19 protein-coding genes are annotated in these 23,839 nt (G+C 60.9%); 5 read left to right on the forward strand and 14 right to left on the reverse strand.

From position 1 onward, the window contains the following. Positions 1-9: 9 nt before the first annotated feature. The 7 genes from ACIGJC_RS28020 to rfaE1 form a co-directional block, all read right to left on the reverse strand. Entirely contained in the window at positions 10-1,188 is a 1,179-nt protein-coding gene (locus tag ACIGJC_RS28020; protein WP_483712791.1) for an acyltransferase family protein, read from the reverse strand. A 220-nt stretch (positions 1,189-1,408) separates the two neighbouring features. Next, positions 1,409-2,893, reverse strand: a complete 1,485-nt coding sequence (locus ACIGJC_RS28025) for a right-handed parallel beta-helix repeat-containing protein (protein WP_483712792.1) — start codon at positions 2,891-2,893, stop codon at positions 1,409-1,411. A gap of 173 nt (positions 2,894-3,066) precedes the next feature. Next, a complete protein-coding gene (locus ACIGJC_RS28030) occupies positions 3,067-4,248 on the reverse strand; it encodes an EpsG family protein (protein ID WP_483712793.1) in 1,182 nt (393 codons plus the stop codon). 237 nt (positions 4,249-4,485) lie between these two features. Continuing rightward, positions 4,486-5,676 carry a glycosyltransferase family 4 protein gene (locus ACIGJC_RS28035; RefSeq protein WP_483712795.1) on the reverse strand — a complete coding sequence of 397 codons (1,191 nt, stop codon included), beginning with the start codon at positions 5,674-5,676 and terminating at the stop codon, positions 4,486-4,488. A gap of 66 nt (positions 5,677-5,742) precedes the next feature. Next, positions 5,743-6,780: a glycosyltransferase family 9 protein gene (locus ACIGJC_RS28040; RefSeq protein WP_483712796.1), complete on the reverse strand. Its 1,038-nt coding sequence runs from the start codon at positions 6,778-6,780 to the stop codon at positions 5,743-5,745. Positions 6,781-6,921: 141 nt separating this feature from the next. Then, complete coding sequence (locus ACIGJC_RS28045) at positions 6,922-8,388, reverse strand: lipopolysaccharide biosynthesis protein (RefSeq protein ID WP_483712797.1); 1,467 nt, start codon at positions 8,386-8,388, stop codon at positions 6,922-6,924. A gap of 7 nt (positions 8,389-8,395) precedes the next feature. Further along, positions 8,396-9,355, reverse strand: coding sequence for a D-glycero-beta-D-manno-heptose-7-phosphate kinase (gene rfaE1, locus ACIGJC_RS28050; RefSeq protein WP_483714424.1), 960 nt, complete (start codon positions 9,353-9,355; stop codon positions 8,396-8,398). Between the two features lie 493 nt (positions 9,356-9,848). Here rfaE1 and ACIGJC_RS28055 point away from each other — a divergent pair, with 493 nt between their 5' ends. The 4 genes from ACIGJC_RS28055 (at position 9,849) to ACIGJC_RS28070 (ending at position 14,472) form a co-directional block, all read left to right on the forward strand. Next, entirely contained in the window at positions 9,849-10,976 is a 1,128-nt protein-coding gene (locus tag ACIGJC_RS28055) for a polysaccharide biosynthesis/export family protein (RefSeq protein ID WP_483714425.1), read from the forward strand. A gap of 15 nt (positions 10,977-10,991) precedes the next feature. Then, positions 10,992-11,456: a low molecular weight protein-tyrosine-phosphatase gene (locus ACIGJC_RS28060; RefSeq protein WP_483712798.1), complete on the forward strand. Its 465-nt coding sequence runs from the start codon at positions 10,992-10,994 to the stop codon at positions 11,454-11,456. After that, on the forward strand, positions 11,453-13,678 hold the full coding sequence (locus ACIGJC_RS28065; protein ID WP_483712800.1) for a polysaccharide biosynthesis tyrosine autokinase: 2,226 nt from the start codon (positions 11,453-11,455) through the stop codon (positions 13,676-13,678). Before ACIGJC_RS28060 ends, ACIGJC_RS28065 begins: the two co-directional genes overlap by 4 nt. A 125-nt stretch (positions 13,679-13,803) precedes the next feature. Continuing rightward, positions 13,804-14,472 carry an acetyltransferase gene (locus ACIGJC_RS28070; RefSeq protein WP_483712801.1) on the forward strand — a complete coding sequence of 223 codons (669 nt, stop codon included), beginning with the start codon at positions 13,804-13,806 and terminating at the stop codon, positions 14,470-14,472. A 16-nt stretch (positions 14,473-14,488) separates the two neighbouring features. Here ACIGJC_RS28070 and ACIGJC_RS28075 read toward each other — a convergent pair whose 3' ends face one another. From ACIGJC_RS28075 to ACIGJC_RS28085, 3 genes are all read right to left on the reverse strand, one after another. Then, entirely contained in the window at positions 14,489-15,127 is a 639-nt protein-coding gene (locus ACIGJC_RS28075) for a phosphatase PAP2 family protein (protein ID WP_483712803.1), read from the reverse strand. A 117-nt stretch (positions 15,128-15,244) separates the two neighbouring features. Then, entirely contained in the window at positions 15,245-15,862 is a 618-nt protein-coding gene (locus ACIGJC_RS28080; protein WP_483712805.1) for a sugar transferase, read from the reverse strand. A gap of 231 nt (positions 15,863-16,093) precedes the next feature. Then, the gene (locus tag ACIGJC_RS28085; RefSeq protein ID WP_483712806.1) at positions 16,094-17,212 is read right to left on the reverse strand and encodes an acyltransferase family protein; all 1,119 of its coding nucleotides are present in this window, start codon (positions 17,210-17,212) and stop codon (positions 16,094-16,096) included. Between the two features lie 253 nt (positions 17,213-17,465). On the opposite strand from ACIGJC_RS28085, the gene ACIGJC_RS28090 reads away from it, so the two are divergent. Further along, entirely contained in the window at positions 17,466-18,500 is a 1,035-nt protein-coding gene (locus ACIGJC_RS28090) for a DUF1839 family protein (RefSeq protein ID WP_483712807.1), read from the forward strand. A gap of 73 nt (positions 18,501-18,573) precedes the next feature. On the opposite strand, the gene ACIGJC_RS28095 is transcribed toward ACIGJC_RS28090, so the two are convergent. Genes ACIGJC_RS28095 through ACIGJC_RS28110 form a run of 4 tightly spaced genes read right to left on the reverse strand, consistent with a single transcriptional unit; the run spans position 18,574 to position 23,615 of the window. Further along, on the reverse strand, positions 18,574-21,132 hold the full coding sequence (locus ACIGJC_RS28095; RefSeq protein WP_483712809.1) for a beta-mannosidase: 2,559 nt from the start codon (positions 21,130-21,132) through the stop codon (positions 18,574-18,576). Positions 21,133-21,152: 20 nt separating this feature from the next. Continuing rightward, the gene (locus ACIGJC_RS28100) at positions 21,153-22,157 is read right to left on the reverse strand and encodes an amino acid--[acyl-carrier-protein] ligase (RefSeq protein WP_483712810.1); all 1,005 of its coding nucleotides are present in this window, start codon (positions 22,155-22,157) and stop codon (positions 21,153-21,155) included. Between the two features lie 10 nt (positions 22,158-22,167). Next, on the reverse strand, positions 22,168-23,367 hold the full coding sequence (locus tag ACIGJC_RS28105; RefSeq protein WP_483712811.1) for an acyl-CoA dehydrogenase family protein: 1,200 nt from the start codon (positions 23,365-23,367) through the stop codon (positions 22,168-22,170). Continuing rightward, positions 23,364-23,615: an acyl carrier protein gene (locus tag ACIGJC_RS28110; protein ID WP_483712812.1), complete on the reverse strand. Its 252-nt coding sequence runs from the start codon at positions 23,613-23,615 to the stop codon at positions 23,364-23,366. Before ACIGJC_RS28110 ends, ACIGJC_RS28105 begins: the two co-directional genes overlap by 4 nt. Positions 23,616-23,839 lie beyond the last annotated feature (224 nt).

Genomic DNA, 23,839 nt, shown 5'->3' on the forward strand with positions numbered 1-23,839 from the left:
CCAGTTGCCCTATTCCGCGTTTCGCGGCATCCCAGGCATCCCGGAATGGCTCATTGCCGGTGTTACGAGAAGCGATTCCGCTTGTTCGACCTCCCTGATCCTCCCTCGATCAAGCAGCCACGACGGTAGCCGGTTAACTGCCTTGAGCATCCGCTTCTCGACCTGGTGGAAGATCGCGGCGCCCCCGATACTTGCCGCCACGGAGGACAAGATGACGATCCAGATATGCATGGCATCCAATGCTCCTGATTCATGAAACCTGACGATCAGGAATGATGTGAGTGAGATGAGGACACCAAAGTGCACCAGATATAGCGGGAACGAAATGTCGCCCATAAACCTGGAAAGACGGGATGAAAATAGCGCAACCGTCCAGTTCATGGAATAGAAGCAGAACACCAGAATCGCCGAAACAACGATGTTGATATGCGTCGCCATTCTGGGAGCGTTTCGCAGACGCGTGTCGGCAACGGCAACCAAAGCGATGAGCACCACTGCCACGAAGGGCCATTTCCGGGATGCCCGCAGCCTGTCAAAGGTACCGTTTGCTCGCAACTTTCCAAGCATCAGACCAATGAAGAACAGGCAATAGAACGACCCGGCGGCGAACAGGAAGATCAGGATCGCCGACAAGACGACGAAGGGATGGCGAATACGCTCGGACAAATAGAGATACAGGAAGACGAGCATCGACCCAATGAGCTCGATAGACATCGTCCATAGGAACGGGTTGTACGAATTCCCCACCGAGTGCCCGTCATAGACGAGATAGAAGCTGTAGCGCAGCATGGAAGCCAAGTTTGGCCCAAACGGCAGAAAGGAACCCAGCCATTCCTGGCGGCGCACAATCTCACTGGCGGCAACGTTGAAGGTCAGGCCCGCACGCATCAGGAGATAAACAATCAGGCAAGACAGCAGTATTGGCAGGGTCAGCCTGAAATAGCGCTTGATGACCATCGCGTCAAGCGACCAGAGATTTCCACTTCGCAAATAGCCCGCGGAAAGCGCGTCGCCTGACAGGATGAAGAACACCGTGACCGCCAGGCTGCCGTTGATCAGAAAATAGATAGAGTCTCCGCGAAAGCCAGGCATCAGTACGCCGAATATCTCCGAAAACAGATGGAACAGCAGTACCGAAAACGCTGCCCAGCCCCTGATGCCGTCAATCTCCCGTAGTCGGTTTTCCATATCGGGAAGGCCCTCCGAAAAGGATTGAAGATGCAATCTGCCGGCGCCCTCCGTGGTGCCGGCTCCATACAAGGCGGTCCTACTCTAGCGTCTGACGATTCGCTACCACTGTTATCCGTCGCACGCGGCATTGGATGCCGACACCATCCGCCCGACGAACGCCCGTGGCTCGCAACCATGAAAGAGGGGCTTTGCACGTGGCGCCGTTTTTCGCTCACTATCAGTAGGCAAACGCCCCGATGCTCCACCCCTTACCTCTTGCTCCCTGCGCGCCTACCGCGCCCGGCCAGCTCAGGTAGCCAGGGTCAAAAGCCTTCTGAAACTGCTCACCAATATTCCTGCCGGCACCGATCGCGGGAGATATCGGCTGCAGTCTGAATTCAGACCACGTCGAATTTCCTACAAAATTCGGGTTGGATGTTATCGCATGAGGATCAAGAGTGCGCCTGATATCCTCGGCCGTATAGGCGCCGCCATTGTATTGGATCAAAACCGGGCCAATAGGCTTGTAATACAGATTGTTCGAGAAGAGAATTCTCGTATTTTGATCCGCCGCCACGATATTTCCGCTCATACCGGAAAATATGTTGTTCATCAACGTCCACTCGGCCCCACCCCCTACGAACCGGACTCCGGTCCGGCCGCCGAAGACCGTATTTCCATGCATAACGTTTCCGACTGCCGCGCCAGAAGAATCGTCAATAACGATGTGCTCCATCTGCGGATCGACGCTGATGAGAATGTTATTGGTTATCTGATTATTCGAGCCCACGTAATCACCGGGAGATGCCTGCCAGGCGATATCCCTCGCCCACCCACCCTCATGGAATTTCGTCCCCGTAATGACATTTCTGTAGACCTTATTACCATCGGAATGACCGTCAACCGCCCCGCTATCACCATATATGGCCAAGCCAGTTACGAAATTATTGACAATGTAATTGTCATATATCCTGTTATAAGATCCGCCCTGCACGGCAATACCGTAAGGCTCATGGCCATTCGGGTAAACATTGTCCCTGCATATATTATTATGTATCATCAAATTGTTGACACGCATTATATAGATAGCCGTCGCCGAGGCGCTCACATCATTTCCATATATCTCCGACCCGGACGCATCTGCACGTGAAAGGCCCGGCTCACTATAGTAAGCAATTCCGAACTGCGGATTTCCATATACCGTGTTGTTTTTTATGATGATATTATTTACCTTCACGGTCCTCCTGTAGATCCATATTCCTCGCGTGCCGTTGGTTACGGCAACACCGTCGATGACGATGTTGCTGAGATCGGTAATGCCAATGGCGTATAGCGCGCCTTTGGCATCAAATAATGGCTTGGCGCCCGAACCGTATGAGGAAATCGTAAGCGGTCGGCCAGGCGTACCGGAGGCATGAAGGAAATACATCCCGGTAAAGGTTTGTCCAGCACGAAACAGCAACCGCGTGTCGGGGTGACTCCCAGTCAGTCCATCCTGGGCATTGGCTCTCGAGTTAAAAGGCCCGGCTCTTCCCTGTCCGGCCGCGCATGTCTGAGTGGTACCATCACCATTAAAAGTGCATGTATTGTCGACGTAGTAGTCGATCGTCCTGGACTTGCGAGCCGGTGCCGCAATTGGGTCCGGATAGAGCAAAAAAAGAAGAGCGAGCAAGACAACTATCCCTACAGGGACGAAGATCATTGTCCTGAATCTTTCGAACATAGTCTCTCTCTCCTCGCTATCCCGTCCGGCCAAGACCTCACATGGGAACACTGCGGGATATTCCCTCATTACTCACGGCTTGATTGCGCCTTACTGCTTTCTGATCGTCATGCAAGTGCGATCCCCCACCTGATGACCAGCTACTGTCAATGCAATTTTCGAGATAAAGCAAACTAGACAATATCGATGACGGAAAACAATAGATGATCAAAAAACCCTTGCCCCCAGAAATGACCGGAAAATCTATCGAAGATCATAAGCAGATGCCATGAAAACACTACGGAAACAATGATTAGTTGCCTGACCCGGCCAATTTCATTAAAAATAGACAGGAAGAACACCAGAAAAAATACATACTCGTACCGATAGTATCTGGGCAATGCACCCGGCATCAGAACAAGCATAGCCGCGGAACCAGCGAAGCTTACGAGGATAGTCACCAGGAGATTTTTCTCTATTTTTTTTCTGTAAATCAGCAGCAGGATACCCATGCCACATGATTCGATTAAGAACTGCATAGAGGAACTGACTTCCAGCGCCGTTTCCGAACTATAGGCAGAAATCTTCGAACCCAGCCCAATCTCCCCGGTTACCCTGGCCAATAGGTACGCTCCGATTACGGAGCCGCCAGCCAGAATCAGCATGCTTATGGTTCGCTTCAGGTCCCTGGTGTCACCGACCCTTGCCAGAACCATCACCGACATTGGCAACATGCTGTAGTGCACGGCACTTGCGCCCGCCGCGGTGAGGAATGAACCTCGCTTAAACCCACGAAGCATCAGTGCCACCGAAAACAACATCACACAGAATGCGAGCCCCGATCGAATGCCGGACCCCTGAAACGCGTAGCTTGTGATCGTTGATGAGTACAGCAAATATGCGACAAGACCTCGTCCCGCCAGCATCATGCCTGCGGCATAAATCAGGACAAAGCCCAACATGCTTAGAGCTACATGAATACCAACCGATGAAGGGAAGATGCTTGAGAACAGCTTCGCCGTGATCCAGAATATCGGCTCCGTACTACCGGTAAAGTTGTTGACACCTTCGAGCATGCTTGCAAAGCTGTCATACTGCCCCGTCCTCAGAAAGTCGAAGCCCTCCGCATAGCTGTCCATATCAGGACCGAATCCGATCTCGTCGCCACTCAGGTACGGCCGCACCGCCAGCAGAAAGGAAAATGCCAGACTCGCATTCAGAAAAACCATGAACTCGACCAGACGGTAGCCCGGAGCCAAGCGGAATTTGGGCTCGATGATCGTGAGCAAGGCAAACGCGAAAGCAAACGGCAGCGGAATCCGTAGTGCGCAAGCGATAGTGACGAACAGCACAAGCGCAACCAATGCGGAGGCCATGACACACTCTCTCCAAATACACAAATTCAAACGACGTTGCTGTCGAGTTCGTGTCGCAGATGGCCGCTGGCCCGGGGGCAATGGCAATCTGGCCCGACAGATGTTGTGCGAAATCGCGCACCGGTTCTGTTGCGCTGATCGGAGGATAGCCCGTTCCGGCTGTGCGATGGTTACCTTCAGTTGGGCAAGTCACATAGCCGGAAGCACGGGATCGCAGCTGGCGCGCCGTAGCGCCAGTCAGGCAGGCTCCCCGACCGAGACACTGGTAGGTGCGTGCAACATTCCCGAGAACAGGCGATGGTTCAGTTCCATCGCGCCCGAGCTGCGAATCCAATCCTGCGCGAACCGGCGGGCACTATTCCGGTGAAGCTCAAACTCCGCTGGAGGCATCCACACATAACGAGTCAGCGCGGCGACAAACGAAGCCTTGTCGCCAAGATCGAGATCATAGCCCGCGCCGCGCGATTGAAGATTCCTCCACGGCGTCCGATCGCTGATGACAACCGGCAATCCGCAGTTCATTGCTTCGTAGATCGCGTGACCGAAGTTCTCACTATTTGTGGGGAGCAGGAAGACGTGATACTGCGCCAATCGAGTCGCTACGGCCTCGTGAGAGATGGGGCCCATGAAGTTGATCTTTACGTTTCCGGGCGCCGATCTCACCAGTTCCTTGCACGCTTCAAGGTAGCCGAAGTCCTCCTGGAGCCCATAGATGTCGAAGGCAATGTCGCCTTCAAGCTGGCATACGATTTCGATTGCCCTGGCCAGGTTCTTCTGCGGCACCACCCGGGACAGCGCTACAACGCGCAGCACGCCAGGTGACTTGGCTGCCTGAGCCGCCGGGAGCGAATGGCCTCCGGGTAGATCCGGCGCGATTGTGATGCGTTCGTCCGCGACCCCCGTTACCCGCTTGATATCCTCAGCTTCGAAATGTGTGGAAGCGTGCCATTGAACGCCCTTCAGCACACCGCTGCCCAATGCGGCGCACAGGTACGCCTTCTTTTTCTGTGCACTGAACTTCAGTGCACCCGTTGAAAACTCTCCACGCGGTGCGATCAGCACCTTCCACGCCGGTAGCAGACCATACCTGACCGACCAAAGCGGAAAGATCGTAAAGCGCGGATTGAAGAAGCTGTTGAAGTACACCATGTCCGCGGCCTCATTGCCGAGCAAGCTCCGCAAGTGCCAGGGCCTCATCGCCGTCATTGGCAGGTAGATCGCTCTTGCCCTTCCCACCGGCTGCCACACGCCAATCCGTACATCGGGATAAGCCGCAGCTTGCCCGAGATCCCTGTCCGAGCAGACAACCCTGAAGTCAATGGTTTCGCCCAGCGTCTCGACCATATTCGCAACACTTCGCACCGGCCCCCCCGAAAGGTTTCCCGGTAAGTAATGCTGCAGGAATACGAGTATGCTTTTCTTTTTCATTTTTCACTGTGTATGCGCACGAGAAACATGAAAGGCTTTGCGATCGATTAGTAATGATGGCCCTCGTCAAGCGGCTTCGGTTCCCTTGGTCTGAGTACCTCCAATCAAGAGTTCCTGCGTTGCTGCGACGACGTCCTCGACCTTGATGGCGCGTATGCACATCTTGTCAAACTCCTCACAGGTCTTTCGCCCGCATCCGCAACATGGCGTTTGCCGGTAGAGGATGCGATGTTCGCTGCCGCGCGGGAACCAGATTCCAGGCTGCCACCGAGCGCTGAAAATCGCCACACACGGCACTCCGACCGCGGCTGCCAGATGCATCGGTCCGCTGTCATGACCGACATATAGCCTGGCCATCTGGAGCAATGCGGCGCTTTGCCTGGGAGTCAGTTTCCCGCACAGATTAATGACGGGCCCATGCCAGCATTGCGCGATTCTCGCGCTCTCCTGAATTTCATCTGGCGCCCCGATAAGCACCAGCCCGAGATCCGGCTCGAGCGTCGACAGCGCATGGGCCCAGCTCTGCCAGCGCTCTGTCCCCCAGTGATTCACGTCGACCTTTGTGCCAATGCTGGCCACGATGAAGCGTCTGATACCACGCCAGCTACGGATCATCGCACGCGCCTGCTCGCGCTCGTCGGGCCTGAGTCCCAGGTCCCACATTGCCGGATCTTCGAGGTCAGCCGTACCAATCGCCGACAGGTTCCTGACCAGACGCGACGATTCTGATTCAAACTTGTCTTCGCCCGGGACGTGCAGGTGCGAATGAAAGTTGCTGCCATAGTTCAGCCCGATCACCCTGGGTATCCCGCCAAGTCTGAAAAATATGCGATCTCGTACCAGTGATTGCGGGTTGCGCTGGGGCATGAGATAGACGACAGCGTCGAATCTGAGTGTCCTGAGCCGACGCGCCAGTGCCAGCAGATCCCTGATCGAGCGCGAATGGACGTCGTAGTTGATGAAATCCTCGACAAGGCCGCTGGCGGCCAGCACAGAAGCAATGGGCGCCTCCTTCTGGCCAATGCCGACCGGAAGATTCGCGAGGATTGTTCTATGGGAGTCGGGAAATGCCCGGGCAATAAGATGAAGCGCGGGCAGCGCCACGACTGTATCGCCGAGCGAACCGGTTCTGAATATTAGTATCCGTTGCGGCATTATTCTCGTCCTTCCCTGAGCTCTACCTGACCGGCGCCATACCGTTGATGAGGAGGTGTGGTCCTTTGCTTCAACCGAGGGCCGCAGCCGTCACCCCCCGTTCTCCGGATCGACAAATCTTCTCGCTGCCCCAAGGGAAAGCGGAATCCAGATCGCCCCTATCAGAGCGGCAGAGCAGATCATTCCCAGCAAGACGCCGACGAAACCCAGCTTCGTGGCAAGGTAGTATTGAAGCAAGCCATTGACAACGGCTTGAGCAACAGTGATCCGAATCAGAACGCTCTGCCGATTGAGTGCCTGGCACGCAAATGAATGCGCCTCCGTCCAGCACCGGACTGAAAGATAGAACCCGAAGAGCACCGTCTCCCATAATCCCGGAACGGGAGCATTCGCGCCAAACAGCAACTGGAACGTATCTTTTCGGACCACGAGCAGGGCTGTCGTTTCCAGCGCAACCCCAAGCACGCCGACAAGCGCTAGTCGGCGCGCGGACGTGGCAATCTGGTCCAGACGGCCGCGCACACCCAATGCACTCCAGGCGGGCCAGGCAGCGTTCAGCAGTGTCCAGTAGAGGCTCATCCAGACCCAGCCCAGGCGGTAGAGCACGTTGTACTGCGAGATGTCCGTGCCACTTAGCACTTGGGACATCACCAGGTATTCGGTATTGAACGAAAGCAGGCCGACCAGCGCGAATATCCAGGCGTTCCGGGCACGTGGCACCACCGGCGTCAGATGGTCAAGGCTGCGGGATTTCGGCAGCGCTCCGCTTTCTTTCACTACGAGGGCAAGCGTGGCTGCCCCGGTCAGGCCGAGACTCGCCGAGTAGCTCAGGAAGGCCCAGACCAGCAGGTTCTCGGTATCGGCATAGCGCACCGATATCCATACGGCAACAAAGGAGACGACCGCGCCGACGACCTGAAAGAGGTTTGCGGTAACCCCTTTTCCAAGCGCGTAGAGCAACCGCGTGCCGACCGAACCGGCGGTAGCCATGGAAAAGAACACGCCGGCTGCCACCAGCAGCAGAGCCCCGGATTCCATGCTGACTACCGCATTGTTCCTGAAGAGGACGGGCGCAAGCAATCTCGCTACGGGCAGAGACATGCAGCCGACAATCAGTACGACTGCAGCAATACAGAGGCTGGTCAGACTAATGAGTTCCTCAACGGATTTCCCCGACTCCCGCCGCTCGCTGACGAAGTTCTGGACAGCAACGCCCAGACCGAGGTCGGCTAGCGAGAACCATGCGAGGAAGGAGCCGACCAAAGCGTATGCGCCGAACTGTTCCGCGCCAAGGCTGCGCGTGAGCACCGGCACGATCAGAAGCTGCAGGCACATTGCAACGATGCGCGCGCCCCACCCCGAAGACACCAGCAGCAATGGATTGCCGAACCGGTTACGAGCTGCAGCGGCCGCCTTCTCGTCTTGCTGCGCGCCTTCCCCGAGTTCCGCGCCGGCGCGCCGAAGCCCCTCGTGACTGTTGCCCTTCTCCGGTCGGTCATCGCCGGCGAGCCACGAGATTCGATTACGGAAGATGCCGGCGAAATAGGCAGCTTTCATGATCAGGTCAGCTCATCTCCACGGCATCGACCGATAGCAACTCGGAGCTTGTCACCGTTGCCGTCCCAAGCTTTCCTACGACAATTCCGCCGGCACGATTCGCGTAGTACGCTGCTTCGCGCACAGGCACTCCCGCAGCCAACATGACGCCGAGCACCGCGACAACTGTATCGCCGGCACCGCAGACATCAAACACTTCCCTGGCCTGTGCCGGATAATGCAATGCATCATTTTCCGTGTAGAGCGTCATCCCCTCCTCCGAGCGCGTCAACAGCAACGCATCGAGCATCAGCGCGCGGCGGAGTTCCTGCGCGCGGTGCGCAAGATCGCGCTCCGAATGCCACGCGCCAACGACGCTCCGCAACTCGGTGCGGTTGGGCGTGAGTATCGTGGCACCACGATACTTCGAGTAGTCGGCACCTTTCGGGTCCACGATTGTGATTTTTCCGGCTTCGCGGGCCAGCCCGATTGCAGTGCTGACGCGCTGCAGCGCGCCTTTTCCATAGTCAGACAATGCGACGACCGAATAGCGAGGAAGCGTTGCGGCGATAACGTCCATCTTGTTTGCGAGCGCCTTGGCCCCAGGTTGGCCTTCCATGTCGATCCGGAGCAACTGTTGCCGCCTCGCAAGAATGCGGTGCTTTACCGTGGTCGCCAGGCTGGTGTCGACCTCCAGACAAGTCTCCACCCCGATTCCGGCAAGCTGGCGTGCGATGGTCCGCCCTGGCTCATCGTCACCGACGACTCCTATCATCCCGACCTGAGCTCCGAGCGCAGCGGCATTTCTCGCAACATTCGCTGCTCCGCCCAGCCGTTCGTCTTCATCGTCGATCAGAACTACCGGTACCGGCGCCTCCGGCGAAATGCGGGTCGAGTCGCCGAACCAGTAGCGATCCAGCATCACATCTCCGACCACTAGCAGGCGCGCGGATGCCAGGCTTGCGGCGATAGCCACTTCCTTCGCGATGCCGATGTCCATTAGACCTCCTCACCTTCTTTGCGTCGCCAAACGCGGGGTCGCCCTTACGACGCCGGTATCGGAGTCTGCACACCAGCCGTGCGGCGCGGACAACCGCCTTGTGCCGCTAGCATCTGCGGCTTGAGCCGGATCATCTGTTCGTTGGCCCACCCAGACGGACCCATCCGACAAATCTTAGCGGGCTCAATGAATAAGCTGGGAAATTGGGATATGCCAGCTGCGTCCTTGCATGGAGGATTCGATTCGAGGCACCGCATCGGATCAAGAACGCAATTGGTGCTGAACGGCCGTCGAGGGCTTGCGCGGCCATGCGCCAGTCGACAGATCCTCAGTGTGCGAGAACGCACCGATGCGGGGAAGCGATGCTTCCTACGATGCCATCATTGAACTGACTACCCTTTGGGTGTGATGCCCAACCGTCTTTCGCAAGGAGTCTGCCGTGAGACCGCTCAAATTCCGTATTCCGATTTGGGGCTTCTCTCTGCTTGGCGATAGTCATCTTTCCCGCGCAAGCTTGCTCGCAATTACTTTGCTCCTTTCCGCTTGCGCTGCCTCGCCGGGAATGTACTTTGACCGCAATGCCGCGGTTGCCGCAATCGGGCCTGATGTCGTGCCGAAGGTGACGCCGATCACCCTGGATCTTATCCGCGATCTCCGTAGCAGGTCGCGGTCAGACAACGAGTACGTCAACGAGTTGTTCGCGACGCCGGAGCCGTATCGGATTGGCCCTGGCGACATCATATCGGTGGTGGTTTGGGACCATCCAGAACTGGTGTTCCCGACACAGACTTACAGCATTGGCGCCACGTTCGAGATGCCGGTCTCGAGCGGGGGTTCCAATGTGCCTGGCTACGTGGTCAGCGCACAAGGTGATATTCAGTTTCCGTACGCCGGTGTCATGAAAGTGTCCGGCAAGACCGCTAATGACGTACGCGACCAGATGGCGCGTGCGCTTTCGCGCGTAGTCAAGGATCCGCAGATGACCGTGCGCGTACTCGGATTCCGCAGCCAGCGAGTCTATGTCGATGGTGAGGTCAAGACGCCCGGCATGCAGCCGATCGACGACGCACCCATGACCCTCGTCGAGGCACTGAATCGTGCCGGCGGCGTGCTCAACCAGACTGGCGACAACAGCCGCATACGCGTCACTCGCGGGGAGCGGAGCTGGTATGTCAACATTCCCGCGCTGCTGGGAAAGGGCATCGATCCGTCCCGGATCCTGCTGCGAAACGGCGACATCGTCCGCGTTGAGCAGCGCGAAGACAACAAGATCTTCGTCACTGGCGAAGTTGTGCGTCCAACTTCGCTGTTGATGCGCAACGGGCGGATGACGCTGAACGAGGCGCTGGGCGATGCCGGCGGCGTCAATCCGAGTTCGGCCAACGCGGAACAGATTTTCGTCATTCGCAAAGCTGCCGACGGCGAGCCGAAGGTCTTTCACCTGGACAGCAACTCCCCGGTGGCGCTGGCGATTGCCGAGGGCTTCGAACTGGAGCCAAAGGATGTGGTGTATGTGGATGCGCGAGAGGTGGTCCGATGGAGTCGCGTAATCAACCAGCTGCTTCCCTCCACGCAACCCATCATCGGCGCTGCGACGGCCGCGAAGTAGGCGAGAAAAGAGGAAATGGTCCGCTCGGTACTGGTGGTCTGCCTCGGGAATGTGTGCCGCAGTCCGATGGCGGCATGTCTCCTGGCGCGTGAGCTGCCAGCCTGTCAGGTCTGGTCGGCGGGCCTTGCGCCACCGATCGGCGCCCCGATCGACCCGCGGGCGGCACGAGCCCTGGCACGAGAGGGGTACCAGTTCCCAGGGCATCGTGCCCGAGCCATCGACCCATCGCTGGTGGCGGCGGCAGACCTGATCCTGGTAATGGATAACAACCAACGCGCAGAGCTGGAATTGAACTATCCGCAGGCACAGGGAAAGACTTACCGGCTTTGTGAATATACGCACTGCGACGTGCCCGATCCTTTCGGATGTTCCCAGGGCATGTTTGACATCGTACTTGAGATGATCAAGCAGGGCATCGCTTCTTGGTCGGCGCAACTGGGAGTCGTTGCGCCGACCGACAGTCACGGGGAGGCATCATGAGAGTAGCGAATATGCGAGGCAATGTCCCTGATGGCCCCGAGGAGCAAGTATCCACAGTCGATCTGACCGCATATCTCGATGTTCTGGTTCGCTATCGCAGGGCATTCGTGGTCGTGGCCGGATCAATTATCTGCATGGGTCTTGCTTATGCGTTCCTGGCGAAGCCCATTTACCGGACCGAGTTGCTGGTACAGATAGAGGAGTCCAGTGACAATTCCACCGGGGGACGGGCCGACAATCGCAGCTCTCCGGTGGTTGATGTGAAGCCTGCCACCACAGCTGAAATAGAACTCTTGCGCTCAAGGATGGTTGTCGGCAAGGCAGTTGACAATCTGCAGCTGAATATCGAAGCAGCACCGCGGTATTTCCCGCTCATCGGTGCCACCATCGCGGGCCGGAACCGGGGATTGTCCAGGCCTGGACTGTTCGGCTGGGGAGGATATGCCTGGGGGCATGAAGCGATCTCTGTTGCACAGCTGGAGGTACCAACGTCGATGGAGGACGAAAAGTTCGTCCTTACTGCGCTGGACGCTAGGCAGTATCATGTCGCGTTCCCCGGTGAAGGCACAGAAGCTACCGGCAGCGTGGGCGAGTTGTTGAAACTCTCCACCGCAGCCGGGCCGGTGACCCTGCTGGTGAGCCGTCTCGAAGGGCGCGCCGGATGCCAGTTCGTACTTCGCCGCCTGCCCCGTGTCACCGCGATCACCGCGTTGCAGGAGCGGTTGATCATTACCGAGCGCGGCAAGCAAAGCGGCGTGGTTGGCGTATCGCTGGATGGCACATCCCCGGAAATCACGGCAGCAATTCTCAATGATATCGGCAATGCCTATGTCGAGCAGAATCTGCGCCGCAAAGCCGCGGAAGCCGAGAAATCCCTTGCCTTTCTCGAACAGCAGTTGCCTCAGGTCAAGCAGCAGGTCGAAGCGGCGGAGAGCCGATATAACGCAATGCGATACCAGCGCGGCACTATCGATCTCAGTGAAGAGTCCAAGCTGATCCTGGCGCAATCGGTGCAGATTCAGACAAGGCTTCAGGAATTGAAGCAGAAGCGCCAGGAACTTGCATCGCGCTTCACGCCCAATCACCCTGCCCTTGAACTCGTTGACAACCAGATTGCCGGTGTGACGGCGCAACTCAATGGCATCACCGGGAAGATTCAGAAGCTGCCCGACGTGGAACAGAACGTTCTGCGCTTGATGCGAGATGTCAAGGTAAGTACCGATTCGCTCCAGTCCCTGCTGAATGATGTTCAACAGCTCAAGTTGATCAAGGCCAGCAAGGTTGGCACAGCACGTATCATTGACCCGGCCGAGGCGCCGTTCAAGCCGGTGCGCCCCAATCGGTTGCTGATTGCCGGCGTGTCATTGGCTGTCGGGCTTTTCGCGGGCTTTCTGGTTGCCTTGGTACGCAATATGCTTGACGGCGGCATCGCGGATGCGGATGACATCGAACGGCAGACCGGGATGACGGTCTACCAGACCATCCCTTTCAGCGACCAACAAGAGGCCCTGCAGTCGAAGGGAGAACTGCTCGCCTTGCAATCTCCAGGCGATCCCGTAATCGAGACGCTGCGCGGCTTCCGAACGGCGCTGCAGTTCGCGCTATCCGGCAGCAATAACCGAACGATAGTCATCACCGGCCCGGCACCGGGCGTTGGAAAGTCCTTCATTTGTGCGAACTTCGCCACGATTGCCGCCGCGGGACACCGTATTGTTCTGATTGACGCCGACCTGCGTCGAGGCGAACTCCATCATGCCTTCGATATCAAGGGCGGCCCCGGGCTGACCGAACTCCTCATGGGGGCACCGCTGGATCAGGTCGTACGGCGTCAAGTTGCGCCGGGCCTGGACTTCATTCCAACGGGCGCGAAGCCGCCGACTCCAGCGGATATTCTGCTAAGCCCGGCGATGGATACGCTACTGGAACAACTCAAGTCTCGCTATGACATTGTCCTGATCGATACGCCGCCGGTGCTTGCGGCGTCGGATGCCGGAATCCTCGCAGCAAAAGCCAGCGCCGTATTTCTGGTCGCTCGGGCGGAGAGCACGACAATCAGCGAACTCGTCGCGTCGCAAAGATCGATCCTGCAGGCTGGCGCCAAGATCAAGGGAGTACTCCTCAACGGCCTGGTTGTGGAAGGCCGCTGGTATCGTGCTCACTATTACTTCGGCAAGTATCGCTACCCGGGCGAGTACAGCAGTGCAACGTCCAAGCGAGCCTGAATCGGTTTACCCGGATGGACGGAGGCCAGGTGCATCGACGGCGAATAATCCACTCCCGATGTCGGGATGAGCCTAGATCACGTACCCACCGGAGCTAGGCGTTTATCTTCCGAAGGTAGCAAGCCATGCCACTTGTCGATGCTTCCGGCATCTCCTCCATTGTGATCGCTGGTTCAGGAGGACTTGGTCTGGAACTCTATGATTACCTACAGGCGGAGACACCGGGCGGCGCGCCGAATGTCGCCGGGTTCATCGATGATCGACCAGGCAAGGTCCCCGACGGCATCGATGTTCCGTATCTGGGAACTATCAGGCAGTTCGATCCCGCGCCACATCAGGCAGTCCTGGTTGCGATAGGCTCCCCCGAGGCACGGCAGACCGTACTCTCATGGCTGCTCGAGCATGAGATAACGGTGCCATCCTACGTACATGGCACGGCCCTCATATCGCCTTCGTCCAGCCTTGGCATTGGTGCGCTGATCTTCCCATACACAGTAATCAGCCGCAACGCGATCGTCGATGACGGCGTAGTGATGAACGTCTTCTGTGGAATCGGCCACGGCGCTCACGCCGGGGCCTGCTCGGTCCTGTCGCCCTATGCGGTTCTCAACGGCGACACCGCTATCGGTCCCGGATGTTTCCTTGGCACACGCGCCACGATCTATCCGGGGGTAAAGATCGGCGCCGAGTGCACGGTCGACTCCCATACCGGCGTCTCGTCCAGCACGAAGGACCGGCAGTTCATCACCTCCGGCGCTTACCAGATCACGTCGCGCCGCATTCGCGAAGCGTAAGGCGCGCCGCCAGGCATCAGAAAAGTTCGGACGTCTTCCGGTAGGCAGGCAGCGGCAACTGCACGACTGTCACAATGGTCCGGCCAGACGCCGGATCAATGCCGATGATCCTGGTATAGCGCTCCGAGACACCTAGCCAGGTCAGCCCATGCGACCACAGACGGGCCCTGATGGGATACAGCGACACGGGAATCATCACGATCAGGACCGCGCATAGCACCAGCCGTGCAATCGCCGGAGGTTGGTCGGTGGACCGTCGCCCCGGGCGGCGCAGATTTGCCCACGCCACGATGAATCCCACGCTCATGCCGATCAAGGTTTCGGCCACCGTGTGGTAGCGACCGACGACCAAGGCCACCGCCGCCATCAGGGCCACGCATACGCCGGCAAGCGTACCCAGCCGCGCGGCCCGGCTGCTCCAGGCCTCACCGAGAACTGCAAACAGCATAGGGTAGACGGCCGCGGTAAGCATGGCGTGCCCGCTGACGCTGTAGACGTTTGCGGACGGTACGGACCATCCGCCAAGCTCGAATGCCAGCTTACCGAGGAGGATGGCGGCCGTGCCTGCACCCAGCGAAAGGAGCCAGCGGAACGCCCTGCGCCACCGGCCCTGCCAGGCGAGGCGGAATGCGACGACTCCTGCGAGGGGGAACATGAGCGAGGCTTCTCCGAGATGCACAACCATATGCCAGGAAGTCTGCACTACGGTTCCTCCAACTCGTCGTTGTTTGTCTTGTACCGCGCGATACTCCGCTCCCGCAGCGGGCTGGTGTCACGCGATATCGGCGTCCGGGGCACGCCGTGGGCTCCCCCTGAATCGCGGCGCCGAGAACTCTCCCGCCGCGCTGATCCCGTCCCGCGCCAGGACCTTGTTGACCGTCCGCCACAGGATCACGATGTCCAGCCATACGGACACATGATCCACGTACCAGACGTCCAGCCGGAACTTCTCCTCCCAGCTGATCGCGTTGCGTCCGCTGATCTGTGCCAGCCCGGTGATGCCCGGCCGGACATCGTGACGACGTGCCTGCTCCGGCGAATAGAGCGGCAGGTATTCCATCAGCAGCGGGCGCGGCCCGACCAGGCTCATGTCCCCGATCAGAACGTTCCAGAGCTCGGGCAATTCGTCGAGACTGGTGGAGCGGAGGAAGGCGCCGAACTTCGTGAGGCGCTCCGGATCGGGCAGCAACTCGCCATCCGGCCCTCGCGCGTCGGTCATGGTGCGAAACTTCAGGATCTGAAATGGCTTGCCATGCAGTCCCGGCCGCACTTGCCGGAAGAAGACCGGCGTGCCCAGCTTCCGGCGGACTGCACAGGTCAGGATGAGAAGGGGAACAGCGAGCAGAAGCAGGCCCACCGCGGATAGAACAACGTCAAAGATGCGCTTCATGATGCTTCCCGCCAATCATTGAGACCCGGCCTTTGACGATGCAAGCCACTACGTTCTCAGTATGGGTGTCGAACACCGCAGGACGAGGCCTGTCACTCGCCTGATACTGTGCCCCGGCCACCTGCCGCGAAGACAAACCATGACCGATTCGCACCATTCGCCAAATATAATCGACCGGAAGCATGTGCCGACGGCCGATATGTGGCGTCGGGCACAGTGGGCAATTTCCCCTTAGATCCCGCGGTCGCGCTGCGCGACCCTCGCCGCCTGCTTCGCCAGCGCGGCATTGTCAGCGGCCCCCGCCTTGCGATAGTCCCCGATCCACGAGCGAACCCTGATATCGATGGAGCGTTCGACAGTGCGATAGACAAATGCCGCCACAAGCACCGACGCAAACACGAGCGACAGACAGATCAGGTCCCCCGGCAAGAGGCGATGCTTGTCCGCTGCGGTCAGCACCCGTGCAAACGCAGGAATCGTGAATGCCTGCAGCAGGTACAGGGAATACGATGCGTCGCCGACCTGCTGCAGGAGGTCACTCGCCTTCCAGCTGCCGGCGGCTTCCCTGAGGATCACCCCTGCTACCAGCAACGCCGCCGGAATCCCCGCGAATACCACCCGGTGCGCCATGTCGGAGCCGGGCGTCCCTATGCAGAAGCCCAGCACACCTGCAGCGATGATGATGGCGGAGGTTCGCGCGGATACCCTGAAGCCGGAGCGATAAGCCCAGGCAAAGACGCAGCCGAATACAAACTCCAGCAACAACGGATCGGTCAGGAACCTGAAGAGGTACGCCGATGGTCGCGTCAGTGACAGGATGGAAAGCCCGACGAAAAAGGCGGCGAGGACCAGTCGGCCGCGTCGTTCCGCAAGGCAGAGCGACACCGCAAACACGGCATAGAAAAACATCTCATAGGTCAGCGTCCAGCCAACATAGAGTACCGGGTAATAGCTGCCGCTTTCCCGGACCTCGTATGGGACGAAGAGATAGGAGGTCACCGCCTGCATCAGCGTGAACTCCGTCGTCTTGAGGCTCGGCGCGATCCACACGATCACCAGCATCAGGCTCGTCAGAAGCCAGTACATGGGGGCGATCCGCGCGATCCGGGCGGCCATGAATTCCTTTGCCGCAGCAACACCCCGGTCTCGTCCGGCGGTCGTCATCACCATGACGAAGCCGGAGATGAAGAAGAAGATGTCGACGCCCGCCCATCCCCACGCGGACGCCTGGCTCACGATCCCCGGTTTCCAGCCGTGGATCTGTATCGTCGCGGCGGCATGATAGGCAACCACGGCCATCGCTGCGATGGCACGCAAGCACTGGACGGAAGACAACTTTTGCCTGGACATGGTTGCTGTGCTCCGATCGTGGCCTGAATGAGCATGTATGCCCCAAACGGGGGGCGTGCCGTGCCATTCTGGCCCGTGGCAAACGGCGACACAGTTCGCCATCTCACACACACGGGGTCGCTTTGCGGTACTGCCATGCCAAGGGATCAGGGGTTCTGTTGGAGAGCGCACCGAAGCCGCCTGGCGGCGTCGGTACAGTCAGTGACGACGATCGGGCTTGCCGCGCGCCCGGTGACCGGTGCAGAGGATCAACATGAAATCAACGACCGTACCCAGCGAAGGCGGTGGCGGACTCGATGCCACCACGCCAGCATCCGCCCAACCTCACCCGCTGCACGGTCCCGATGCGATCTGGCAGGAAACCAACTGCTATATCGACCTGTGGATCGAACTGCTGCACGCCTGGGGCCTCGATCCGCGCGCTGCACTGCCGTTCACGGTCGCACAGGATTTCGAAGGCGATCACTTCACGTTCTTCAAATACCCGCAAGCCGACCTGGAGACGCTGTACGGCACGGTCGTCCAGGAAATGGCGGTCTATGACACGCTGCAGGCGCACGTCACGGCGCAGGTCGAACGCGGCCATACAGTGCTGGTCGAAGTCGACAGCTACTACCTGCCCGACACGCACGCAACGGCGTACCGGCGCGAGCACGTCAAGACCACGGTGGCGATCGATTACATCAGCCCCCAGGCGCAACGGCTCTCGTATTTCCACAGCCTGGGATATCACAGCGCGCAGGACGAGGACTATCGCGGCCTGTTGAGGTTGTCGCCGGAACTGAGCGGCAACGGCAACATCCTCTTTCCCTATGCCGAATGCGCGAAGCGCGTGCGGCCCGCACTGGCCATGCCAGCCATGGCCGACGCCTCGGTCGCGCTGATGCGCCAGCACCTGGAGCGGCTGCCGGCCATCAACCCCGTCAGCCACTGGCGACAGGACTTCGACGAGCATATGGACACGCTGCTGGCGCGCGAAGAGGCCTACTTCCACCTCTACACCTTCAATCTGCCGCGTCAGCTCGGCGCGAACTTCGAGATGCTGCACCACTGGCTGCGGTGGCTGGCCGAGCAGGGCGGTGGCAGTCCGTTGACGGCTTTGGCCGCGGACGCCGCATGCGCCATCGCAACGGAAGCGAAGGTCCTGCAGTTCCGCCTGGCCCGTGCGGTCGCGCGGCGCCGTGCCGACCCTTGCACGCAGAGTCTCGAGGCATTGGAATCCGGTTACGACAAGACGATAGACAATCTGGTAGCGGCCTTCGGCCGCTCGGTCGCGGCAGCCGCCTAGAACCGTCGGCGGTTCCCGTCGCGTCGCATGCGGCGCGGTATCGCGACCACCGCGCGCGGCAAGTGGCCGGGCGTCATCCGTCGTAGCCAAGCGGGTGCTCGGCGTTGAGCGCGTAGATCTCGCCAGAAGGCGCCGGCACGGCATCGCCGCCGGCCTTGCCATCGAACACAAGACGAAGCCGCCGGCTGCCGCCGGGCGCGAGATGGAACCAGTTCTCGCTGGCGTGGTAGGCGCGGTCCTCGATATGCACCCATCGGGCAAAGCGCCGGGCCGTGACGGTGATCCACCAGTCGTCACCGACGCGTTCGAGCCGTGCCTGCAGGTCGGGGGACTTGAGCGCTGCGGCGCGACGATCGGGCAGGTACACGGCCTGGCTGAGCGGCTCGCCGCCCTCCTCCGCGAACAGCGTCGCCAGCACCACGTCGTGCGTGGGCGGGCCGAAGCGGTAGGCGTAGGTGAAATCAAAGAAACGGTCGACCAGCGCGCCCGCTTCCACGCACGCGGCACCGTGGGCAGGCAGACGAAGCAGCTGGCGCGCCTGTGCCACGACGACCTCGCCATCACGCAGGCAACGCAACTCCAGCCACAATGCGCGCGCGCGCGCCGTCTCGTTGAGCACGTGAAGGTGCAGGCCGTTGAGGCCTTCGTCGGTGATCAGCACCTGCAGCGGCTGCCAGGCCTGCCTCAGCGCATGCCAGGCCGATTTGGGACGGCCGCAGGCATCGACGATGCCCCAGCCGGCGCCCGGCAGCAGGTCCTGGAACTGCCAGACCAGGCCGCCCGCGCAACTCGACCCGACGCGCCGCCATTCGGCGAAGACATCGCTCATCACCTCTGCGACCACCGCGCGCGACAGGACCAGATACCGTTGCGGCTGTTCATACCGCAGGCGCGCGGGGTCGACGTCATACAAGGTGCGCAGGTAGTGTTCGCGCACATCCTCGAAGTCCCACGATGCGCCGGCATCGCGTGGCACCCTCGCTTTCCAGCGCGGGGAATGCAACGGCGGCGAGCCGCTCTCCGCGAGCGTGCGCTCGCACGGGACATTGGCGAAGGCCAGGCATTCGGAGGCGAACCGTACCTGCGCAAGGCGCGCATCAGCCAGCGGACGCTGGTAGGCACCCACGCCGTAATAGTGGCTGACTCCGGTATCGGGCTGGAATGGCAAGGCGCCGCCGGTGGGCGAGTTGCCGACATACACGATATCGGGCCGATGGGTGGCGACCAGGTCCGGCATCAAGGCATCGAACAGCGGTTGCTTCCATTCGCTGCGCGCGACACCGAGCATGGCGGCCTGCTGCTCCGCCTCGCTGGCGCCACAGACCACCGCGATACATGGGTGAGTCCGGGTCGAGGTCAGCCACTCTGCGACTTCGCGCGCCACGTCTTCCGTGAGGCCAACGCCCGGCCCGATGCTGCCGTAGTCGAAGTTGGCGAACATGAAGTCCTGCCAGACCAGCAGGCCAAGTTCATCGCAAATCCGGTAGAAGGCGTCTCCCGGATAGCAGGTCACGCCGCTCACGCGAACCATGTTCGCGCCGCCGGCGCGCGCCAGTGCCAGCCAGCGCCGGGACGCTTCATCGGTATCGGCAAGACCGGGCAGGTCCACGCTGGATATGCAGGCGCCGCGGCAGAATATCCGCTCGCCGTTGATGTGCAGTGCGAACGCGCCCGATTCATCGGCCTGGCCGAGCGAGACACTGCGAAAGCCGATCCGGCCGCAGTCGACGGTGCGCCCTTCGATGCTCGCTTCGACGCCGTAGAGATGCGGCTCGCCATGCGTATGCGGCCACCATAGCCGCGGGCGATCGATATGGATGGCACCTTCCAGCGTGTGGCCATCGGTTCGCGTCAACGCGCCCCAATGGCGGCTTCCCGATTGGTCGCTGACCTCGAACGATCCCGATGCGGGCGCCGTTGCCGGAAAATGCAGGCGCACCGAGACCACTCCACCGTGTTCCTGCATGCGCGCACGCAAGTCGGCGCGCAGGCCGTGCAGGATATCGCCGCTGGCCGGGTCAAGCAGTTCCACGGGCCGCCACGGCCCGACCGCATGGACCGGCGGGCACCAGCCCGGCATGTGGCCCAGCAGCGTCGTGCGCACCGCGCGCAACTGCGCCGGCACGATCATCCTTGGCTTCCAGCGCACTGGACCGCGCTGCTTGCGCAGCCAGGGTTCGAGCGCGCGAAAGCAAATATGCAGCACGTTGTCGCCGGCGAGGTCGACCTCGACCTCGTGCGCGACAAACATGTGCCGCGTGCTCAGTACCAGCGTGCCGTTTAGCCAGACTTCGGCGACCGTGGCGAGGCCGTTGAAGCGCAGCGTCTTGCGGCCCTGGCCGCTGAACGCCGTGCGATACCAATGGTCGTACGCGTGCAAGGGCGGCGGTGCCGCGTCGTCCCAGCGCCCTGCGGCGCGCAGCGCGCCGGCCACGGTGCCCGGAACCGGGGCTGGCAACCACGCCATGCCGGCCGGCAAGGCCGCGGGACTTTGCGCGGCGCCGGCGGCCATTTGCGCCCAGGTCCATGCCCCGTCGAGCGCGGCACTGACGATGCCGATCCCTGGCCGGCCGGCCGGCACCGCGCCCCAGATCGGCACACGGCTGGTGTCCAGGCAGTTGTGCTGCGTCATGAGGCACTCGTCGCGGCGTGTCAGAGGCCCCCGAGCGCCTCGCGCACGCGCCGCGGCCACTTCGCCAGCTCGAAGCCGTGATGGCGCAGCAATGCCAGCGTCAGGCGCTCGATGCCGAAGCCGACGCAACCGGTGTGGGCCAGCTCGCCGTCCGCCGTGCGCAAGGGCCACGCATGGGCAAAATGGTCCATGTGGTAGTTGAAGCTCATGCAGGCCGTGGGCGGCGCGCCATCGTTGATCGGCACCAGCAGTTCGAACTTCAGCTTCAGTTCGCGCTGGCTGTCGGCGACGATCTTGCCGCCGCGGCCAAAGAACGGATCGTTCGCCAGATCGACCTCATGGGGCAGCTCCAGCATGCCGGCAAGCTGCTTGCCGCGCTCGATCCACACTTGACGGAACGCGACGATCTGCTCGGCCGTACCGAGCCGCACGTATTCGCGCTGCCGGAACATCTGCATGCGTGCGGGATCGATCGACGGCTCATGGCGGAAGCAGTACGTGAGCACGTCGACCACCATCCCTTCGACGGGCATGGGTCCGCGCGACGCAATCAGCGGATACACCGGATAGCACGCCGCGGGCGCCAGCACGACATCGGTCGGGCGCTGCTGGTCGGCCCATTCCTCGCCTTCTTCGAGCCGCGCCAGCAGGCGGTGGTGGTCGCGATCGCTGCCGCAGAAGCAATGCACCGTACCCGCCAGCTGCGGAAAGCTCTTCAGGTACTCGCTGGCCTCGAAATCCTGGCGCGGCATGGCCGGGGGAAAGCGCATCACTTCCGCGTGCTGATCGGCGCCAAGCTGGGTCACGGCGGCGTTCAGGCCATCGGCAATGCTCTCGAACAAGCCGCTCCGGCCGTAAATGCCGTCGACCGCGCTCGGATAAAGCACGCGCGCATCGATCAGCGCCTGCCGGTAAGCGCGACGCCCCGCGTCGGGGTCGGGCGCGGGCTTTGGCGAGGTATAGCTGCGGCCGGAAGCGGCCGGCGATTCGTCGTCCGGCGCATAAGCGCTGCTGGCATTTTCCATGGTCGGTTCCTTACGCGGACCGGTCCGCCAGCAACAGGTTGGCGGTGTTGGTCAGGATGCGATCGTTGTTGATCATGAGCGGCGCGGACCACAGGTCGCGCAGGTGGCGGCCCAGGCTGAAGGGCGTGCCGTGCTTGTAGCCGGCCATGCCGCAGACCAGCATCGCGATATGCACCGCTTCCAGCGCCATGGCCGACACGCTGGTCTTCAGGCCATTCATTTCCGCCGCCAGGTTGAAAGTCGCCGACATGCTCTGGCCCGCGTCACGCTCGCGCTGGTGCGTCAACGCGAGTGCGAGCCTGCCTTCCAGCATCTGGATGATGGCCACGGCTTCCGCCACGCGCGTGGCCGATGGCGGCAGCGTTCCGGGGCGGGCGCGGGCCTGGCCCTGGAACAGCGACTTGGCACGCTGCACCGCATCGGCCGCAATGCCGGTCCACAGCGCGGACCACAGGATGTGCGACACGGGCGTCATGGTGGCGTCGGCGATTTCACCGAACGGCACCGGGAGAACCTGGTCCGTATTGCCACGGGCCTCCAGCCGGTAGCCATTGCTGCAGGTGCCGCGCATGCCCAGCGTGTCCCACGTGGACAGGCTTTCCAGCGCATAGTCGGGCTTGAGCACGCTGACCATGACCTGGTCCGATGGCGAAGCATCGGGACTGCGCCGCGCGGTCACGAGAATGCCATCCGCGTGCGCGCCATAGGATATGGTCGGCGCCATCTTGAGCAGGTGCAGGCTGGCGCCGTCGACATTGATGGCGCAGCCGCTGTTGCGCAAGGCGCCGCCGATGGCTTCTTCCGACGTGGCCGAGGCCAGCAGCAACTGTTCGCCGGCCAGGCGCCGCAACAGCTGCGCATGCCATGCGCTGTCGCTCGCATGGTTGACCAGGCACGCCACCTGGATCTGGTGCATGGCGTAGATCATCCCGGTCGAGGCACAGGCGCCTCCGAGGATGCGGCAGACGCCTGCGATGGTGTCCAGGGACGCGCCGCCGCCACCGAAGGCCACGGGCACCATGGCGCCGAGCAGCTTCTGCTCGCGCAGCACCGCGAAGGCTTCGTGCGGAAAACGCGCTTCGCCGTCAACCTGGTCCGCAAAGCGGGCCGCCTCGGGCACGGCGCGGTGCGCTGCGGCCAGCCAGTCGCCGGCATCCATGACATCGGGCCGCGGATGCGCCAGCTCCACGCTGGCAAGGACGGGTTTCATGCGGCCTCCTGTTCTTGCTTGATCAGCTCCGCCGCGGCGGCCAGCGAGTTGATGCTGCGGAACAACTGGCGGGTCAACAGCCGGTCCGGGATCTCGATGCCGAATTCGTTCTCCATCGCCAGCATGACATGCACGGTAGCGAGCGAGGAAAGTCCCGCCGCATACAGGTCGGCCTGGTCGTCCAACGACTCCACCGGTACATCGAGCCGGGCGACTTCCGAAAGGATGGTACGTATGGCTGCTTTCATGCTTGCGCTCCCGAGGCGAGCCTGCTGGCCCGTGTTTCACCCATTTGGCCTAAGGCGGGTGAAGAAATCGGTGCGGTGCCACACGAACGTTGCATCTTCGAATCACCGGATCGCCCCGGATGTTGCAGCCGTGCATCGTCGCGGGCGAAGAACACCTGATCGTGGTATGGACCCGCGCGCCGATCGCTATCGGACTCGGAATGGGCGCCGAAAGAAAGCCGAAT

This window comes from Cupriavidus sp. C3SS-1 (assembly GCF_057073755.1).

Excerpts from the sequence above, each read along its gene's own strand:
- ACIGJC_RS28020 (WP_483712791.1), bottom strand. The coding sequence starts at position 1,188 with ATGGAAAACCGACTACGGGAGATTGACGGCATCAGGGGCTGGGCAGCG.
- ACIGJC_RS28025 (WP_483712792.1), bottom strand. The coding sequence starts at position 2,893 with ATGTTCGAAAGATTCAGGACAATGATCTTCGTCCCTGTAGGGATAGTT.
- ACIGJC_RS28030 (WP_483712793.1), bottom strand. The coding sequence starts at position 4,248 with ATGGCCTCCGCATTGGTTGCGCTTGTGCTGTTCGTCACTATCGCTTGC.
- ACIGJC_RS28035 (WP_483712795.1), bottom strand. The coding sequence starts at position 5,676 with ATGAAAAAGAAAAGCATACTCGTATTCCTGCAGCATTACTTACCGGGA.
- ACIGJC_RS28045 (WP_483712797.1), bottom strand. The coding sequence starts at position 8,388 with ATGAAAGCTGCCTATTTCGCCGGCATCTTCCGTAATCGAATCTCGTGG.
- ACIGJC_RS28060 (WP_483712798.1), top strand. The coding sequence starts at position 10,992 with ATGGTCCGCTCGGTACTGGTGGTCTGCCTCGGGAATGTGTGCCGCAGT.
- ACIGJC_RS28065 (WP_483712800.1), top strand. The coding sequence starts at position 11,453 with ATGAGAGTAGCGAATATGCGAGGCAATGTCCCTGATGGCCCCGAGGAG.
- ACIGJC_RS28070 (WP_483712801.1), top strand. The coding sequence starts at position 13,804 with ATGCCACTTGTCGATGCTTCCGGCATCTCCTCCATTGTGATCGCTGGT.
- ACIGJC_RS28075 (WP_483712803.1), bottom strand. The coding sequence starts at position 15,127 with ATGTTCCCCCTCGCAGGAGTCGTCGCATTCCGCCTCGCCTGGCAGGGC.
- ACIGJC_RS28080 (WP_483712805.1), bottom strand. The coding sequence starts at position 15,862 with ATGAAGCGCATCTTTGACGTTGTTCTATCCGCGGTGGGCCTGCTTCTG.
- ACIGJC_RS28085 (WP_483712806.1), bottom strand. The coding sequence starts at position 17,212 with ATGTCCAGGCAAAAGTTGTCTTCCGTCCAGTGCTTGCGTGCCATCGCA.
- ACIGJC_RS28090 (WP_483712807.1), top strand. The coding sequence starts at position 17,466 with ATGAAATCAACGACCGTACCCAGCGAAGGCGGTGGCGGACTCGATGCC.
- ACIGJC_RS28095 (WP_483712809.1), bottom strand. The coding sequence starts at position 21,132 with ATGACGCAGCACAACTGCCTGGACACCAGCCGTGTGCCGATCTGGGGC.
- ACIGJC_RS28100 (WP_483712810.1), bottom strand. The coding sequence starts at position 22,157 with ATGGAAAATGCCAGCAGCGCTTATGCGCCGGACGACGAATCGCCGGCC.
- ACIGJC_RS28105 (WP_483712811.1), bottom strand. The coding sequence starts at position 23,367 with ATGAAACCCGTCCTTGCCAGCGTGGAGCTGGCGCATCCGCGGCCCGAT.
- ACIGJC_RS28110 (WP_483712812.1), bottom strand. The coding sequence starts at position 23,615 with ATGAAAGCAGCCATACGTACCATCCTTTCGGAAGTCGCCCGGCTCGAT.